The 16,685-nt window shown below is 44.0% G+C and carries 19 protein-coding genes; 15 read left to right on the plus strand and 4 right to left on the minus strand.

What is annotated here, in order from left to right:
• Positions 1-159: 159 nt before the first annotated feature.
• Positions 160-306 (minus strand): hypothetical protein, encoded by a 147-nt coding sequence (locus MiSe_RS40855; RefSeq protein ID WP_226591596.1) that lies wholly within the window; start codon positions 304-306, stop codon positions 160-162.
• Positions 307-338: 32 nt separating this feature from the next.
• On the opposite strand from MiSe_RS40855, the gene MiSe_RS40860 reads away from it, so the two are divergent.
• Positions 339-530: a hypothetical protein gene (locus MiSe_RS40860; protein WP_226591598.1), complete on the plus strand. Its 192-nt coding sequence runs from the start codon at positions 339-341 to the stop codon at positions 528-530.
• Between the two features lie 7 nt (positions 531-537).
• Here MiSe_RS40860 and MiSe_RS40865 read toward each other — a convergent pair whose 3' ends face one another.
• Positions 538-1,932, minus strand: coding sequence for a helix-turn-helix domain-containing protein (locus MiSe_RS40865; RefSeq protein ID WP_226591600.1), 1,395 nt, complete (start codon positions 1,930-1,932; stop codon positions 538-540).
• Positions 1,933-2,159: 227 nt separating this feature from the next.
• Here MiSe_RS40865 and MiSe_RS40870 point away from each other — a divergent pair, with 227 nt between their 5' ends.
• The 12 genes from MiSe_RS40870 to MiSe_RS40925 all read left to right on the plus strand — a co-directional run bounded on the left by MiSe_RS40870 (position 2,160) and on the right by MiSe_RS40925 (position 13,194).
• Positions 2,160-2,915: a hypothetical protein gene (locus MiSe_RS40870; protein WP_226591602.1), complete on the plus strand. Its 756-nt coding sequence runs from the start codon at positions 2,160-2,162 to the stop codon at positions 2,913-2,915.
• Between the two features lie 10 nt (positions 2,916-2,925).
• Positions 2,926-3,276 carry a hypothetical protein gene (locus tag MiSe_RS40875; protein ID WP_226591604.1) on the plus strand — a complete coding sequence of 117 codons (351 nt, stop codon included), beginning with the start codon at positions 2,926-2,928 and terminating at the stop codon, positions 3,274-3,276.
• 130 nt (positions 3,277-3,406) lie between these two features.
• Positions 3,407-4,435 (plus strand): ATP-binding protein, encoded by a 1,029-nt coding sequence (locus tag MiSe_RS40880; RefSeq protein WP_226591606.1) that lies wholly within the window; start codon positions 3,407-3,409, stop codon positions 4,433-4,435.
• 7 nt (positions 4,436-4,442) lie between these two features.
• The gene (locus MiSe_RS40885) at positions 4,443-4,919 is read left to right on the plus strand and encodes a hypothetical protein (RefSeq protein WP_226591608.1); all 477 of its coding nucleotides are present in this window, start codon (positions 4,443-4,445) and stop codon (positions 4,917-4,919) included.
• A 63-nt stretch (positions 4,920-4,982) separates the two neighbouring features.
• Complete coding sequence (locus tag MiSe_RS40890) at positions 4,983-5,207, plus strand: DUF4926 domain-containing protein (protein ID WP_226591610.1); 225 nt, start codon at positions 4,983-4,985, stop codon at positions 5,205-5,207.
• A gap of 153 nt (positions 5,208-5,360) precedes the next feature.
• Positions 5,361-5,921: a Uma2 family endonuclease gene (locus MiSe_RS40895; protein ID WP_226591612.1), complete on the plus strand. Its 561-nt coding sequence runs from the start codon at positions 5,361-5,363 to the stop codon at positions 5,919-5,921.
• Positions 5,922-6,285: 364 nt separating this feature from the next.
• Positions 6,286-7,380: a chorismate synthase gene (aroC, locus tag MiSe_RS40900; protein ID WP_226591614.1), complete on the plus strand. Its 1,095-nt coding sequence runs from the start codon at positions 6,286-6,288 to the stop codon at positions 7,378-7,380.
• 7 nt (positions 7,381-7,387) lie between these two features.
• Positions 7,388-8,284: an MBL fold metallo-hydrolase gene (locus MiSe_RS40905; RefSeq protein WP_226591616.1), complete on the plus strand. Its 897-nt coding sequence runs from the start codon at positions 7,388-7,390 to the stop codon at positions 8,282-8,284.
• Positions 8,281-8,814: a cytochrome P450 gene (locus MiSe_RS40910; protein WP_226591618.1), complete on the plus strand. Its 534-nt coding sequence runs from the start codon at positions 8,281-8,283 to the stop codon at positions 8,812-8,814. Before MiSe_RS40905 ends, MiSe_RS40910 begins: the two co-directional genes overlap by 4 nt.
• Before the next feature lie 135 nt (positions 8,815-8,949).
• Entirely contained in the window at positions 8,950-9,765 is an 816-nt protein-coding gene (locus MiSe_RS40915; protein WP_307731637.1) for a cytochrome P450, read from the plus strand.
• A gap of 159 nt (positions 9,766-9,924) precedes the next feature.
• Positions 9,925-10,593 (plus strand): arylesterase, encoded by a 669-nt coding sequence (locus tag MiSe_RS40920; protein ID WP_226591620.1) that lies wholly within the window; start codon positions 9,925-9,927, stop codon positions 10,591-10,593.
• Between the two features lie 588 nt (positions 10,594-11,181).
• A complete protein-coding gene (locus MiSe_RS40925) occupies positions 11,182-13,194 on the plus strand; it encodes a substrate-binding domain-containing protein (protein ID WP_226591622.1) in 2,013 nt (670 codons plus the stop codon).
• A 260-nt stretch (positions 13,195-13,454) separates the two neighbouring features.
• On the opposite strand, the gene MiSe_RS40930 is transcribed toward MiSe_RS40925, so the two are convergent.
• Positions 13,455-13,619 (minus strand): hypothetical protein, encoded by a 165-nt coding sequence (locus MiSe_RS40930; RefSeq protein ID WP_226591624.1) that lies wholly within the window; start codon positions 13,617-13,619, stop codon positions 13,455-13,457.
• Between the two features lie 114 nt (positions 13,620-13,733).
• Positions 13,734-14,081, minus strand: coding sequence for a hypothetical protein (locus MiSe_RS40935; RefSeq protein ID WP_226591626.1), 348 nt, complete (start codon positions 14,079-14,081; stop codon positions 13,734-13,736).
• Positions 14,082-14,299: 218 nt separating this feature from the next.
• Here MiSe_RS40935 and argZ point away from each other — a divergent pair, with 218 nt between their 5' ends.
• On the plus strand, positions 14,300-16,414 hold the full coding sequence (gene argZ / locus MiSe_RS40940; protein WP_226591628.1) for a bifunctional arginine dihydrolase/ornithine cyclodeaminase: 2,115 nt from the start codon (positions 14,300-14,302) through the stop codon (positions 16,412-16,414).
• Positions 16,415-16,444: 30 nt separating this feature from the next.
• Positions 16,445-16,685 (plus strand): hypothetical protein (locus MiSe_RS40945; protein WP_226591630.1); only part of this gene is annotated, 241 nt, incomplete at its 3' end.

Here is a 16,685-nt window from a genome sequence, read left to right on the forward strand (position 1 = left end):
AGCCGCTGGTGAATCTGCTCCCGTTGCTTTAACCGCTCCGGTTATCAATGGTTAAGATCTAGGTTGCTAGAACTTTAACGAAAAGCGCTCTCCTTTAGGGGGGCGCTTTTTGTTTTTGGGGTTTTTTGATCTGAGAAACCGGCGAGATCTAGCTCTAAGTCAAAGATTTGGCATAGAAACAAAGGTGGATGGCTGGGATCTCTGGTTCCTTGGCACAAGATTTGAGATAGAAACCGGGCTTCTGGCGGCAATCTCTGGTTTACAGCGGTTTTCAATTCTGTTGACCACGCGGTAGGGGCACGGCATAGATAATATTTATTGCTCACCACAAGCTTTTGATGCCGTGCCCCTACCAGGGGTTTGTATTCCACCAAGTTGCAAACGGTTATAAAAGCGACGATTTTTCAGAGAAACTTTGGTGGATTTGCGTCAGTCGTGCGATCGCACCCGTTCTTCGTAGGCGCACCCATCGCCGTCACCCTGAAGGGTGCGGCTATACAAACCAAGACCGCCTTCGCGGTCTGCAATAATGTGTTACTATTTTTCTCTTAGAGGATTTGACTGGGATTGAATGTATTGTTTGAATATAGGATTGAGGTGAAAGTGCGTGAGCGCTCCTACTTGCACTTTTTCCACTAAGCTGCGTCGCGCTAATGATTGGATGGCTTGCCAGAATTCGGATTTGGATAATTCGCTATTTGCTGGTTGTTGGGAAATGTCAAAAGCTTTATCAAGACTAGCTAACCAATAGCTTACCTGTTTTTCTGATTCGGATAAACGCTCTAAGTGAGATTCTAAAAGTGGTTCTATGTCACCTAAAAATATTTCATTTGGCTCTGCTAAAAACAGGGAAACGCTACCGTTAAACAATTCCTGTATGGTTGCAGCTATGATATTTAACCAGGAAGGATGACCTTGATAAAGGGTAATTAATTCTGACCATTTATCTTCATCTGTTAATCCTTTTTCTTTCAATATCTCTTCGCCTTGTTCTTCTAACCCTTTTAAGTGTAACGTTCGTGCGGGTCGGTTTTCTCCTTCTAAACTGGTAATTTCTCTGGGTTTTTCCCAACTGAGTCGGATTAAACAACTCTGGTGAGATGATGTGGCGACTTGTTTAAAAAATTTACCGTAATCTTCATATCCTGCTAAATATTGACCTGCTAATTGACCGATTTTAAAAATATTCTGCACGTCATCAAGGATTACTAAACAGCGATAGGCGCGAAAATAATCGATGACTGTGGGTAATGGCGTTTGTTGGAATTGGGAAAAAAATTGCTTGAGTTCGGGAAGCAGCGTCGAGAGTGTGGGAGTGTCACCCAGACTTCGCCAAATAATGTAATCGAATTCGGTTTGAATTTGTGAGATCAGTTTGAGTGCGATCGCGCTAGTCCCGATTTCACTTAATCCGTATATGGTTATCAAGCGCGCGCGTGCTTGTAAAATCCATTCTTTAAGCGTGGATAGTTCTGATGTGCGATCGTAAAAGCTAAGTAGTTCAGGGGCTTCTGTTAAATCTATTATGGGCGAGGGATTTTGGTTTTGGGGAGAGTCAGATCGCTGCTGAACATCTTCTGCATATTGCCCTTTTTCTCCACAAATATTGATATTACTTCTATTAATTTTACTATTAACAATCTGTGAAGAGTTACCAAAATTGTAAATACTGGATACTGCTTTGCTTTCTAAAATAGAGCGAACATTAGTTTTTTTTACATCTTCCCCTAGAAGCTCTGAGAGAAGTTTATATAATTTTCTAGCAACTTGTTTAATATGATCTTCACTTCGATTGCACTTTTTAGCTATTTCAACATATTTCTCACCTTGCCAAACTTCCTCTAATATACATCTTTGCAACGAATCAAGATGTTTTCCCGTCTTAACAAATACTTGTTCGTCAGTCCATTTTAATACTTCTTCTATTTCCATAGGTGAAAGTACGGTTATTTTTGGCAAATACTACTATATCACACTTTTTAACACTTAACTTAGTATTTCACACTTTTTAACCCTCTATTATCAGTAAAAATTTTTACTATTGTACGCTAAATAACACTTTTATAAAGAGCAAAAAGAGAAAATCGCATGGCATAATAAAGTATAGATACAGCCTATGTAGTATAAAATTCTACCTGATTAAAGATTCCAGATAAAATATGTCATGGTTTATTAACTGGTTTGACTGGTTTGCCAAAAATACCTCTGAGGGGGAACATAAAATCACGGCTGAGGATGTGGCGCGGATAGTTAGGGAGTTCAATAAATGCTTGCCGCGCATTCACGGCATACCTGAAGTATTAGAAGAGATAACTTTTGAAGAAGCTATAAGTTATTTCCAGAGCGATCGACCGGGAAATGCTAACGTAAAAAAAGGAGCTATTATTTGCCAAGATCATCCAGAAGGTCAATTTTTAGCACAGGTGTTTTTAGACAGACAAAATAACCTTATTTGTCGTCCTAATGGAATACCTTATGGTTGTCAGATGGTTGCCAAAAAACTGGACAAAAAATTAAGTGACATCTTGGAGGATCGAGAATTAATTGCTTTTGAGTTGAAACCTCGAAAATCTGGTGGATATGAGTTTCCGTTTCCTCAAGATATTGTATTAGAGTTTGGTGAATGGGTGCGTAACGTTGTACAAATACCACAAGTTATACCAATAATAACCTATGAAGAAACTATTAAATACTTTATCACCGATCGTCCTAAAGATACAAGGATACGGAAGGGGGCTATTCTACGTCAACCTCATCCCCAAGGCTATCACTTAGCACAAGTATTTCTGGATAAAAATAATCAAATAGTTCTTAGTCCAAATGGTGTCCCCTATGGTCGTCAGTTAGTGGCAAGAGAATTGGACGAGGAACTGTTGGACATTTTTGGAAATAAAAAACTAATAATTGTGGAGTAAACAGAAAAATATGGAGCCATTAACACTATTACTTTGGGCTGCGGTATGGGCAGGTGTTTCTGCTGGTATTTATGTAACTGTCTATTTTGCAAACTTAACATTTGAGATAATAATTGGGTGGTTTAAAAAATTTGCATATTTGCTGGTTGAAAACGATCGGCGAGCTATGGAAAACAGAGAGTATGTTGCTTTTACTCTCAAAACAGCAATGCAAAATAACGATTACAACGTAGTTCAGGGGATATTCGATAACAAAAATCAAAAAGTTCATGATGCAAGAATCATTAAAGCTAGTTCTGTTGATATGACAATTAAGCAGGCTCATAGTTATGGACTAAAGGAAGTTGCATTCTGGCAATAGTTTCACAAAGATTAATTATATAAATCTAAATAATATTTAGGAGGATATGAATCAACCTCGTTCTATTTGGGTAGATGGTATTCCCTCTCAAGTACCAGAAGTTGCAGCACGTCTTTGTCAAAATAGGCTTTTGAATGCAGTCAATAAGCTACTGGATGAAACGGGTATTGAGAAAATCCAGATTACTATCGGCACTGCATCAGAAATTGACAAAAATAGTGAAAATTTACCTGCTAATACCAGTGACACCGATCGGAAAAAATCTGACTACGATCTGTCACCGGAAGAACGCGCTCAGAAGTATAAAGCAGGACTACCTTTATTTACTTTTGAGCAGTTAGTCATCTCTCAAGAAGTAGAGGATGAATTACTTTTAGCCGTTGACTTAATTGAGCTAGAAGCTAAAGTTTTCGATGAGTGGGGTTTGAGAGAAATAGAGCCTTTTCCTCGAACTGCTCTAAATTTTCATGGTAAACCTGGAACAGGAAAAACATTAGCAGCACACGCCATAGCCTCGAAAATTAATCGCCCAATTTTAGTTGCTAGTTATGCCCAAATAGAAAGTATGTATCACGGCGAAGGGCCAAAAAATGTCGAGGCAATTTTTTTAGCCGCAGAGCGAGATAGAGCTTTATTATTTATCGATGAAGCTGACTCACTCCTGTCAAAAAGACTCACAAATGTTAACCAAGGTTCAGAGCAAGCTATAAATTCCATGCGAAGTCAGCTACTAATTTGTTTAGAGCGATTTCGTGGTGTTGTAATTTTTTCTACTAATTTAGTTGAAAATTATGACAAAGCCTTTGAAACACGGGTACGTCATGTAAAATTTCCCATGCCCGATGAAAAATGTCGCCAGCAAATTTGGCGGAAACATCTCCCTCAAAAGATGCCAGGGGTCAAAAATCTATCAGTAGAGGAACTTGCAAAAGTAGATGACGTTTGCGGTCGTGACATCAAAAATGCTGTTATTGATGCAGCTATGAGAGTTGCACGTCAAAGAAAAGAGCAGATTGAACTTAGTGATTTACTTAAGTCAATAGAACAGATTAAAACAGCCCGCATTAATGTTACACCTGCATCAGAAAAACTTACCCCAGAGGAAACTGAAGCCGTCCGACAAAAAGTGCAAGCAGCTTTAAACCAGCGAAAAGAATAGGCAAGTTATGAGCGACAACAGAGATTTAGAAAAGAAAATTCTGAAAGCTCTGCAAAAACATCAAGCTGCCAAGCTTCACAAAGCCAGGTTAATTTTTTCAATAATTGCTGGTTTATTTGTGACAATAATATTAAGCAAATGTCAATTTTATTCTCCTCCTAATCAGCAGAATACCAAACAAGATAATACTTTCAATTTCCCTATGAGCTTTTGCGGAGATAGGAGTGTAGGTGGTACAGGAACTTGGTATCCTGTTTATGTAGATTATAGCGAATCTAATCTCAGAGAAATTCGCCAGCTTTATTGTTGTGATGCTGCTTACGAAGGATCGGTAAATAAAATTTTAGTTGCTTCATTTTATAATCGTTCTAAAGCAGAACAATTTGTAGCAATGCTTAAAACTAAAAAATTCGGCAGTGCTTACATTGGTTCTGGGATAAAAATAACTACTTCTGGAACTCCCAGCCAAAATAACTGTAAATAGTTATAGAATAAAATATTTATTCAGCGCATACCCACTAGAATAAAATTCCTCAAATTAACCAAAATGATTGCTGAATTAGACCGAGTTGCTTTAACCACCGACTTACCCGAATATAGTTTAAGAACGGGCGATATTGGCACTGTGGTGTTAGTACATCAGGAAGGTTTGGGATATGAAGTAGAATTTATGACACTCACAGGTCAAACTGTTGCAATTATTTCCTTATTCAGTTCTCAAGTGCGCCCCATCGGTGACAGAAAAATTGCCCAAGCACGGGTTCTCACATAATAATTAATTTGTTTTTGCAAGGGTGAGACGCGAACAAGAAACCGGGTTTTTTGGAAAAACCCGGTTTCTGTGGGAAAGTTATAGCTAAAATAAAAGCACTCTCCTTGTGGAGAGGTTTTTTACTTGGCAATTTTTAGAAGGGGGCGCAAATTCATGATCCAAACAAAAAAACAACTCACTCTGGAAGAATTTCTCGCCCTACCAGAAGGCGATGTGACTTACGAATTGGTGGATGGTGAGGTAATACCAAAAATGTCACCCAAACTTTTTCATTCAAGACTGACAAAGGCACTGCTGAGACTGTTGGAACAGTGGGGTGGGGATAAGGGTGAAGTCGGGATAGAATGGGCTGTTGTACTGACCAGACGAGAAAAAAGCTGGGTGCCTACACCAGAACTTTTATACATTTCTCATCAGCGGTTAGCACCTGATTGGATGGAAAATGAAGCTTGTCCGGTGCCGCCAGAATTAGTTATCGAAATTATTTCACCAGGAAAAACTTTTGGGGAATTAGCTGCTAAGGCAAGAGATTATTTGGATGCGGGAGTGTTGCGAGTTTGGGTGGTGGATAGTCAAGCGAGAAGCATTACAGTTTTTTATCCAGATGCGCCGCCGCCGACTTATATGGGAGATACTCTGTTAGTTGATTCTCTGTTTGAGGGTTTGGAAATTACGGCACAGCAGGTTTTTCAATTAGCAAGAATACCAGGTTGAAGCAACTGGGTTTTTCCAATAATACCTTCGCCAATTTTCTGCAACGCCCCCACGCTAAAGCATGGGGCTACACAAACAAAGCCCGCCAAAGCGGGCTAAAATTTTTACAGCCCGCTTTGGCGGGCTTTGTTCGTATAGCGACACCCTTAAGGGTGTCGCATTTTGGCGAAGTTATTATTCAAAAAACCCGGTTTCTGTGCCTTGCGTCAGCGAATCGCTCTCTATTATCTTAAGCCCCGCCGCTCTAAAACCCACTCTGCCCGTTTCCAGCGGTGCGCCAGCAAACCCAGGTTCTTTTGACCAAACCTCCTGGTCAAGAGCGATCGCTGTTAAAATTTAAACTCAAGCCTTTCTTTTCAGTATTATGGGCAACACTTTTGGGCATCTATTTCGCATCACCACATTCGGCGAGTCCCACGGCGGCGGCGTGGGAGTCGTAATTGATGGTTGCCCACCTAGATTGGAAATTTCAGCCGAGGAAATTCAGGTAGAATTAGACCGCCGCCGCCCCGGACAAAGCAAGATTACCACGCCGCGCAAAGAAGCCGATATTTGCGAAATCCTCTCCGGTACTTTTGAAGGTAAAACCTTGGGGACGCCAATCGCAATTTTAGTGCGAAACTCTGATACCCGCCCCCAAGATTACGACGAAATGGCGCAAAAATATCGCCCCTCCCACGCCGATGCTACCTACGACGCAAAATATGGCATCCGCAATTGGCAAGGTGGCGGCAGATCTTCGGCACGGGAGACAATAGGCAGAGTCGCAGCGGGTGCGATCGCTAAAAAAATTCTCTCTCAATTCGCCAATGTAGAAATTGTCGGCTACGTTAAACGCATCAAAGATTTAGAAGGTATTGTCGATCCCAACACCGTTACCTTAGAACAAGTCGAAAGCAATATTGTCCGCTGTCCGGATTCAGAATCTGCGGAAAGGATGATAGAACTAATAGACCAGGTGCGGCGACAAGGTGACTCTATAGGCGGTGTTGTGGAATGCGTAGCAAGAAATGTACCCAAAGGTTTGGGTTCTCCTGTCTTCGATAAACTAGAAGCAGACTTGGCGAAGGGTGTAATGTCTTTACCGGCAAGTAAGGGGTTTGAAATCGGCTCCGGTTTTGCCGGTACTCTACTGACTGGCAGCGAACATAACGATGAATTTTATACCGATGAGTTCAGTAATATCCGCACGATAACTAACAGATCGGGCGGAATCCAGGGTGGCATTACCAACGGCGAGAACATTATTATACGTGTGGCATTTAAACCAACTGCTACGATTCGCAAAGAGCAGCAAACCGTCACTCGTGAGGGTGAAGCAACAACACTCGCAGCTAAAGGACGCCACGACCCTTGCGTATTGCCGAGAGCAGTGCCTATGGTAGAGGCAATGGTTGCTTTAGTGCTATGCGATCATCTGTTGCGGCATCAGGGTCAATGTGGCACTTTAAAGTTCTAAGTTAGAAATGATAACTAACCCTTCTTCCGAATTTGCAATCCAGTTTTGGGGTGTGCGAGGTAGTATACCCACCCCTGGCAATGAAACCGCACGCTACGGTGGCAATACTTCCTGTATAGAAATGCGAGTGGCTGGAAAACGCCTGATATTTGATGGTGGTAGCGGTTTACACGTACTGGGGAGAAGTTTGCTGAAGCAGATGCCCCTGGAAGCTTACATGTTTTTTACCCACTACCACTGGGATCACATTCAAGGAGTGCCTTTTTTTACCCCAGCCTTTGTCCGGGGTAATTGCTTCCACATCTATGGCAGAGTACCCGATTGTCAGGTATCGATGAAACAGCATTTCATGGAACGGGTGCTGCACCCAAACTCCCCAGTGCCGCTGGATGGAAAGCTGGAAGCAGACTTGAAGTTTTACGAAATCCAAGCGGGGGATGTGGTAAAACTCGACGATATCACCCTGGAAACAGGACCGCTGAATCACCCGAATGGCGCGCTGGGATATCGAGTGACGTGGCAGGGACATTCGGTATTTTACTGCACGGATACGGAACATCCAAGCGATCGTATGGATGAAAACGTGTTGCACCTAGCCCAGGAGGCCGATGTTTTCATCTACGATGCCATGTACACCGACGAGGAATATTACCACCCTAAAATTCCAAAAATGGGTTGGGGACATTCAACTTGGCAGACAGGGGCAAAAATCGCAATGGCAGCGGGTGTAAAGCGATATGTGGTATTTCACCACGAACCAACTCACAACGATGATTTTCTCGATAAAGTGGCGGAAGAAGTCAAAGCAATGTGTCCCAATGGATTGATGGCGCGGGAAGGATTAATTGTGGATGTAATGCAGCACGATGCTTTGATTCAACACCAAAGAACTGAGAAATTATGACAATAACCCAGACAAAAGCATCGCTGCCTTTACCCCCTGGCAAATTTGGTCTTCCAATTATTGGCGAAACGATCGGGTTTTTGCGCGATGCAGATTTTATTGAAAAGCGGGTCAAGAAATACGGATCCCTATTTAAAACCTCGATTTTTGGGCGTCGAACAATTATCTTGGTCGGCGCGGAGGCAAATCGATTTATTCTTACCAATGATAAGTATTTTGCGATCGCTTGGCCCCAAAGCACTAAAATTTTGCTAGGGTCGCTATCGTTAGCCGTGCAGGAAGGCAGCCAACACCAATCTCGACGCAAGCTACTATCTTACGCTTTTCAACCCAAGGCACTGGCGGGTTATTTACCTTCTATGGAACGCATTACGCTGGAATATTTGCAAAAGTGGGAAAAACTCGGCAAGTTAACTTGGTATCCCCAGCTGCGAGATTATACTTTTGATGTTGCCAGCAGTTTGCTAATAACCCAAGTTGCTAGTTATAACTATTATGGGTTGCTCGCATTGCTAATCGCTAATTGCTAATTGCTCATGGGAATATTTTTCGGTTATAGCATTAGCCATTAGCGATTAGCCATTAGCTATTAGCAGCCCTAAAAAGATAACTAGCAACTTACGTTAGTAGGTGAAGATTCCAGTTCCGAAACTAACATCAGCCAGTTGTTTAAAGATTGGTGCGATGGTCTGTTTACGATTGCCATTCCCTTACCTTGGACTAAGTTTGGTCGGGCACTATATTGCCGAAAAGAAATTCTAGACCATATAGAAAAAATTGTACTGCGTCGCCAAGCCGAACAAAACCCAGGACAAGATGCCTTGGGACTATTATTGCAAGCTTGCGACGATGAAGGTAACGGCTTGAGTTTGGCTGAATTAAAAGACCAAGTGTTGCTGCTATTATTTGCCGGACACGAAACTCTTACCTCTGCTTTGGGTACGCTGTGTTTGTGCCTCGCACAGCATCCAGAGGTTTTGGCACTAGCAAGAGCAGAAGTTTTGCAAGTTGCTCCCGATGGCTGCTTGACAGCGGAAAATCTCAGACAGATGACTTATCTGGAAATGGTGTTGAAAGAAGTGCTGCGACTGGTTCCTCCCGTAGGTGGTGGCTTTCGTAAGGTAGTCAAAACTTGTGAATTTAACGGTTATTCCATTCCTGAAGGTTGGGTGGCGCTGTATCAAATTGCCGAGACTCATGAAGATAGTTCTATCTATTCTCAGCCAGAACAATTCGATCCGGAACGGTTTTCGCCAGAACGATCTGAAGATAAACAAAAGCCTTTTGGCTATCTTCCCTTTGGCGGCGGAATGCGCGAGTGTTTGGGCAAAGCTTTCGCCCAGTTGGTGATGAAAGTATTCGCCGCACAGTTGGTTCGCAACTATACATGGGAATTGTTGCCCAACCAAAGTTTGGAATTGATTCGAGTACCGACACCCCATCCACGGGATGGTTTACAGGTAAAATTTCAGCGATTTTAGTTATTATTAACGCAAGTTGCTAATTGCTAATCGCTAATTGCTAATTGCTAATTGCTAATATAGAATTTTTACTAACTTTAGCCATTAGCCATTAGCCATTAGCGATTAGCTGCTATGCATGATATAACTAGCAACTTGCGTTAATTAATCAATAACCCGATGAAAAACCGTCGCTGGATTTGGTTCTTTTCCTTAATCTGCTGTTCCCTGCTTGCCTTCACCAGTTGCAGCAGTTCGCTTGATGCGATCGCCAATCTCAAAGCTGGTGCGGGTAAGCAATTTATCGTCTTGGGCGATAGCATTGCCGAAGGATATGGACTAGCACAAACAGAAGCTTTCCCCAGCGTCCTCAGTCGTCAATTGGGCGTGCCAATTTTAAATAAAGGCGTCAGCGGCGATACAACAGCAATGGGACTCGCTCGCTTGCAAAAAGATGTACTGGCAGAAGAACCTTGGTTAGTTATTGTTGAATTGGGTGGCAACGATTTTCTGCGAATAATTCCCATTGCCGAAACAGAACAAAACCTGCGACAAATTATTACTTCAATTCAAGACAAAAAAGCGATTGTCGTGCTTTTGGGAATCAACGGCGGCGCTTTTAGAGGTAATTACTACGAACTTTATCAGCGCCTTGCCAAAGATACAAAATCTTATCTGATTCCTGAAATATTCAAAGGCATTTTAGATGATACACGCTATCGACAAGATGATGTAATTCATCCCAACGCAGCAGGTCAACAACTTTTGGCAGATAGAATTGCTAAAGAATTACAACCTTTATTAGCAAAAGCAACTTGGCCTCCTGCTTTGTTGAAATACAAGAAATAGCCTGGACGCGCAACGCCAAAGTCAGCGCTAAGCCGTTGTCACGGTTCATTAGACAGGGCAAAAGACCCTTTTCCATCAATTTGTGGGCAGGCACCGACGCCTACCCCACAAGAAAAAAAACCTCTTGTGGGATGGGCATCCTGCCCGTCCCAATCACTTCTGCAAGCAGTCTATTGTCAAGGCGAGACTGGACGGATGTATAGCGGAACACTTCGTTGTTTGATAAATTCGTTGATAATTTATTTAACGCAAGTTGCTAGTTATAAACAAGGGCTTTGCTGGCTAATTGCTAATTGCTAATATAGGATTTTTACTGACATTAGCCATTAGCTATTAGCCATTAGCCATTAGCCATTAGCCATTAGCTCCTATCCATGAGATAACTAGCAACTTGAGTTATTTATAAAAATTGCTGGAAAAACATTAAGCAATAATAAATTCTGACTGGCGTTGCATCAAAGCAACGGTTTCAACAGTTAACAATTGCTTAACCTGATGCTGCGCTCCTAGCCACAGATTGCGGAGTCCAATATGCAAAAGCTGGTTGTTTTCAAGATTGATCAGGGCAGTTTTGAGCAGGGCCCTCCCGTGACGCTTCAGATTGGTGAAGAGGGAAAACCCCCAGTCGTGGAGGTTCGCGGTCGTGTCCCCCCAGACGCAAAGATTCCTGACCTGTATTATGAATGGCAGTCGAAATATAAAGGCGACAGGAAGATTACTTTTGCCCCAAGTCAAACGAACAATTACTCCCGTGAAGAAGAGTGCAAAAATGCGGCGTCTGCGTTAGAGAAGTGTCTGCAAGAATGGTTCGACCAGTCTCCCATGCAAAAGTTGCTGAATGCGGTGCTAAAGGAAGTGAAGAAGGAAGATGAAGCGCGGATTGTTCTTCAGACCCAGAACGTACAACTGCAAAAGCTCCCTTGGCACTTGTGGGATTTACTAGAAAGCCTTCCCAAGGCTGAAATTGTCTTGGGTAGCAAGTATGCCCCAGCACCGTCGAGGCCGCTTAGCAATCCGGTAAAAATATTGGCAATTTTGGGCGATGCAAAGGGGATTAATGTTGAGGAAGACAAAAAGGCGCTGAGTCAGATACGGGGAGCAAGCGTCACTCTGCTGAACCAGCCTAAACGACAAGAACTTAACGAACATCTGTGGAACAAACCATGGGATATTTTGTTTTTTGCTGGTCACAGTTCCAGCTATCTGGAAAATTCTGGTAATACGCTGCAAGGAGTAATTCAGATTAACGACAGGGAGAGTTTATCGCCAGACGAGTTGCGGTATGCGCTCAAGGAGGCAGTGAAAAACGGTTTGCAGCTGGCAATCTTCAACTCTTGTGATGGATTGGGATTGCTAGCAAAGATTGCAGATGTGGGAATACCGAATGCGATCGCAATGCGGGAACCCGTACCCGACAAGGTAGCCCAGGCGTTTGTGCGATATTTCCTCACCGCTTTTTCTCAAGGAAAATCCCTCCACCAAGCTGTTAGGATAGCCCGGGAAAAGTTGCAGGGTATGGAAACAGAATCTCCCTGTGCTTCTTGGCTACCCGTAATCTGCCAAAATCCCGCAGCAGGGACGCTCACCTGGCCTCAGCCTCAACGCTTACCTGTCAAAATTGGGGCGGGTTTATTGGCTACTTTGGCTGTCGCCAGCATCGCGTTCTCATTTAAGCCTACCCCCGAACAAAAAACCTTTGCTGAATTCGCAGAGCGCAACAAAATTCCGTTTGGTATCTGGCACTATGGAGGAAGTACCAGTTGGGCATCCATTCGAGGCACTGCGGACAAAAAAATTCAAGCGGAACTGCCTAAGTTTCAAATTACTTACAAGCAAGATCCAGTTGAACTACCTAGTTCTGGGAACGGCATCAAGATGTTAATTGAAGGTCGTTTGGCGTTTGCCCAGTCCTCTCGTCCTATAACTAACTACGAAGTTGTCTTGGCGAATAAAAGGGGATTCACCCTCAAGCAAATTCCTGTGGCTTATGATGCCGTAGTAGCGGTTGTTCATCCCAGCTTAAATGTAAAAGGCTTAACCGTTGAACAATTGGTGGGAATTTACAAGGGCAAGTATAGAAACTGGCGTGAACTTGGTGGCCCCGACTTAACGATTAAACCATACGCAACCCAAGGAAGTGGCCGTCCCACAATCGTCAAGGGGTATTTTTTAAACGGAGAAGATTTTGGGAATAATATTCGTTTTTTCGGTACTCCAAGTGAGGCAATTAACCAAATTGGCAACCCTAAAAAAAATGATGAACCAGGTGGAATTTATATCGCGTCTGCCAGAACATTAATTGGTCAGTGTAGCGTCAAACCGCTGGTAGTTGCTAAAGATAAAAACAGCAAATTTGTTGCTCCCTACGAGGGCAAACTTATGCCAGAGGAAGCATGTCTTAAGCAACCCAATAAAATTAATCGGGAAGCAATTAAAACTAATCAATATCCACTGGTACGACAGATTTATGTTGTAGTCAGGCAAGATGGTTCAATTGAAACTAAAGCTGGTGAAGCTTACGCTTCGCTACTCCTGACGGAGGAGGGGCAACGGCTGATTCAGGATGCTGGCTTTATGCCAATGCGCTTTATTGAGAAATAAAAATAGTTTGACTTGTCCTCAGTCAGTTAATGCCTCGAATACAGTAAGTGCCATGGCAAAAATCGTCGGGAATGTTGTAGGGACACGGCATCCGAAATCTTCTGTAAAAGCGAACATTTTATGATTGCCGTGTCCCTACGCTCCCCATTAGGTTTCTAAAATCGTCCTTTTGAATACCCATAATTAGGACTGACACGGGGACACGGGGACGCCCAGAGTTGTAATTAAGGGTTATTTGCCGGACATCATATAAGTCCTGGTCAAGGATAATCCTCCTCTGGATAGTCGGAAGTATTAAATAATTCGCTGCTGGTAGCTGCACCGACTAATATTTGCTTCGCCCTTTCCCAATACGGAGCTGCCAAATCTGCTGAGTTCTCCAGCTTCATTCCTGCGGTAAAAAAGTGTTCAAATCCGCGCTTCATTCGCCGTCCGCGCATGGTATGTTTGTCTATGGCATAGTCAGGAATTTCCAGACGCGGTAAATTTCCACTGTAATAAATTACCGTTGCATGGTCTACAATGCACGATTTTTTGGCTCAAACTAATAGCAAAATACCGTGGATTAAAAACAGCCGTTCTGGATGATGCTTTTCGTCTTTTTTCTGGCGGTGCGCTACCCACATTTGATACAATGACCATATCACTGCCGGTAGCATCGGTTCAGCTAATCCGATATCCTCCGAAACAATAATTCGCATTCGTTTCCAGACATACTCTCCATACCCGCTTTGATCTAATTCTGTTCCCCAGTACAAAGCTTCTGCTTCTATCCCCCGCCGAATTGATTTTTGAAACGCCGAAGCAACTTCCGAAAAGTTATAACCGTTCGTAGTTTTGAGCAGCATATTCCCTCGGCTATTTATTTTTAGCATGTATTGTAGCATTTGATTGGTATTTTTGTACTATTAAGCGGGCGGGAACCCAAGACAGACGAGAAACGGTAAAGCCTGATACAACTATAGGTACAGGTCTGATAAAATATAAAGCTGGCTTTGATAGCGACCCGCAACGGTTCGGATGGAAACGATCGCGGCGGGGAACTTTTGGAGTGGCTTATATTGAAAGTCTGTAGAGCTGTGTAATCTACCTGTAAAAATTCATTATGACCGATCAGATTCGCTTCTTGATGTGCGCCCCCGACCACTACGACGTGGATTACGTGATTAATCCTTGGATGGAGGGGAATATACACAAATCATCGCGCGATCGCGCGGTAGAACAGTGGCAAAAGCTACACCACGTTCTCAAAGACCATGCGCTCGTCGATTTAGTCAAACCCCAACAGGGTTGGCCCGATATGGTATTTACCGCCAACGCGGGTTTGGTGTTGGGAAAGAATGTCGTTCTCAGTCGTTTTTATCACAAAGAACGTCAGGGAGAAGAACCTTATTTTAAAGAGTGGTTCGAGTCGCAAGGCTATACAGTTTACGAACTGCCGAAAGACTTGCCATTTGAAGGCGCGGGAGACGCTTTACTCGACCGAGAAGGGCGCTGGTTGTGGGCGGGATACGGCTTTAGGTCGGAACTCGACTCGCATCCTTATCTGGCAAAGTGGTTGGATATTGAAGTGCTATCGCTGCGCTTAATTGATGAGCGTTTCTATCACTTAGATACCTGCTTCTGTCCCCTTGCTGGCGGCTATTTACTTTACTATCCACCCGCGTTCGATTCTTACTCGAATCGCTTGATTGAAATGCGGGTTCCCGCTGAAAAACGCATGGCGATTTCAGAAGCAGATGCGGTCAACTTCGCTTGCAATGCTGTCAACGTGGACAGCATTGTGGTGATGAACAAGGCGAGTGACAGTCTGAAGCAGCGTTTGGCTGATGCTGGGTTTGAGGTAATTGAAACAGCGCTGACGGAATTCCTCAAAGCAGGAGGTGCGGCTAAGTGCTTGACCCTGCGCGTTACCGAACCCGTGCGAGTCGAAGTCCACGCCAACGTGTCGGTAGAAAGTCGCACGATTCGGTTGGAAGGACACCTGCTGGATTCGGGTTTAATCAACCGCGCCCTAGACTTAATTGTGGACAATGGCGGTAGCTTCCAGGTACTCAATTTTAATCTGGGGGAACAGCGGCAAAGTACTTCGGCGGCAGATGTGAAGGTATCTGCACCTTCTCACGACATCATGGAAGAGATCGTCACCCAGTTGATCGACTTGGGTGCGGTACCGCCGCCGCAAGAAATTTGCGATGTTAATCTCGAACCTGTAACCCAAGCGGGTGTAGCACCGGATGACTTCTACGTGACGACGATTTATCCGACGGAAGTACGGGTGCATTGCGAGTGGGTGAAAGTGCAAAATCAGCGCATGGATGGCGCGATCGCTATCACCTATACTCCAGATGGCCCGGTTGCTAAATGCAAGTTGCTGCGAGATTTGGAAATCGGCGAACATGTAATCGTCGGGATAGAAGGGATTCGCACCGTCCGCAAAACCGAATCGCGGGAACAACGCAATACCCAGGAATTCACCTTTATGGGATCTGGTGTTTCCAGCGAACGCCGCGTCGAATTAGTGGTCGAACAAATTGCTTGGGAATTGCGCCAAATAAGAGATCGCGGTGGTAAAGTCGTTGTCACGGCTGGCCCTGTAGTAATTCATACCGGCGGTGCAGAACATTTATCCCGTTTGATTCGCGAAGGTTACGTGCAAGCATTGTTGGGTGGCAATGCGATCGCCGTCCACGATATCGAACAAGCGATGATGGGGACTTCCTTGGGGGTCGATATGAAACGCGGCGTCGCCGTCCGAGGCGGACATCGCCACCACTTGAAGGTAATTAATTTAATTCGCCGCTACGGTAGCATTGCGAACGCCGTAGAGCAAGGCATCATCACCAGCGGCGTCATGTACGAGTGCGTCCGCAACAACGTGCCCTTCTGCCTCGCTGGTTCGATTCGCGACGATGGTCCATTACCGGATACGGAAATGGATTTAATTAAAGCACAGCAAGGATATGCAAAACTCCTGGAAGGGGCAGAAATGATTCTGATGCTGTCTTCGATGTTGCATTCGATTGGCGTGGGGAATATGACTCCCGCTGGCGTCAAGATGGTGTGCGTGGATATTAACCCGGCGGTGGTGACAAAGTTGAGCGATCGCGGTTCAATTGAATCGGTTGGTGTCGTTACCGATGTGGGTTTATTCCTCAGTTTGTTGGTGAACCAGTTGGATAAATTGACCAGTCCGTATCATTTGACACAGACGATTTAAAGGCTTTCGGGGCACGGCAAGAGATAATTTTTGGAGAGAAATCAAAATTTATCCACGCCGTGCCCCTACTTCTGGTGTGTTCGATCCCATAAATTTCAGACTGTGGGGGCACGGCATTCTATAATCTGGGCAGAGAAATCAAAAGTTATCGACGCCGTGCCCCTACTTTCGGTGTGTTTAATCAAACAAATTTCAGACTGTGGGGGCACGGCATTCTATAATCTGGCGAGAGAAATCAAACGTTATCGACGCCGTGCCCCTACTTTCGGTG

Source organism: Microseira wollei NIES-4236, assembly GCF_020521235.1.
GTDB classification, from domain to species: domain Bacteria; phylum Cyanobacteriota; class Cyanobacteriia; order Cyanobacteriales; family Aerosakkonemataceae; genus Microseira; species Microseira wollei.

Excerpts from the sequence above, each read along its gene's own strand:
- MiSe_RS40855 (WP_226591596.1), bottom strand. The coding sequence starts at position 306 with ATGCCGTGCCCCTACCGCGTGGTCAACAGAATTGAAAACCGCTGTAAA.
- MiSe_RS40860 (WP_226591598.1), top strand. The coding sequence starts at position 339 with ATGCCGTGCCCCTACCAGGGGTTTGTATTCCACCAAGTTGCAAACGGT.
- MiSe_RS40865 (WP_226591600.1), bottom strand. The coding sequence starts at position 1,932 with ATGGAAATAGAAGAAGTATTAAAATGGACTGACGAACAAGTATTTGTT.
- MiSe_RS40870 (WP_226591602.1), top strand. The coding sequence starts at position 2,160 with ATGTCATGGTTTATTAACTGGTTTGACTGGTTTGCCAAAAATACCTCT.
- MiSe_RS40875 (WP_226591604.1), top strand. The coding sequence starts at position 2,926 with ATGGAGCCATTAACACTATTACTTTGGGCTGCGGTATGGGCAGGTGTT.
- MiSe_RS40885 (WP_226591608.1), top strand. The coding sequence starts at position 4,443 with ATGAGCGACAACAGAGATTTAGAAAAGAAAATTCTGAAAGCTCTGCAA.
- MiSe_RS40890 (WP_226591610.1), top strand. The coding sequence starts at position 4,983 with ATGATTGCTGAATTAGACCGAGTTGCTTTAACCACCGACTTACCCGAA.
- MiSe_RS40895 (WP_226591612.1), top strand. The coding sequence starts at position 5,361 with ATGATCCAAACAAAAAAACAACTCACTCTGGAAGAATTTCTCGCCCTA.
- aroC (WP_226591614.1), top strand. The coding sequence starts at position 6,286 with ATGGGCAACACTTTTGGGCATCTATTTCGCATCACCACATTCGGCGAG.
- MiSe_RS40905 (WP_226591616.1), top strand. The coding sequence starts at position 7,388 with ATGATAACTAACCCTTCTTCCGAATTTGCAATCCAGTTTTGGGGTGTG.
- MiSe_RS40910 (WP_226591618.1), top strand. The coding sequence starts at position 8,281 with ATGACAATAACCCAGACAAAAGCATCGCTGCCTTTACCCCCTGGCAAA.
- MiSe_RS40920 (WP_226591620.1), top strand. The coding sequence starts at position 9,925 with ATGAAAAACCGTCGCTGGATTTGGTTCTTTTCCTTAATCTGCTGTTCC.
- MiSe_RS40930 (WP_226591624.1), bottom strand. The coding sequence starts at position 13,619 with ATGAAGCGCGGATTTGAACACTTTTTTACCGCAGGAATGAAGCTGGAG.
- MiSe_RS40935 (WP_226591626.1), bottom strand. The coding sequence starts at position 14,081 with ATGCTACAATACATGCTAAAAATAAATAGCCGAGGGAATATGCTGCTC.
- argZ (WP_226591628.1), top strand. The coding sequence starts at position 14,300 with ATGACCGATCAGATTCGCTTCTTGATGTGCGCCCCCGACCACTACGAC.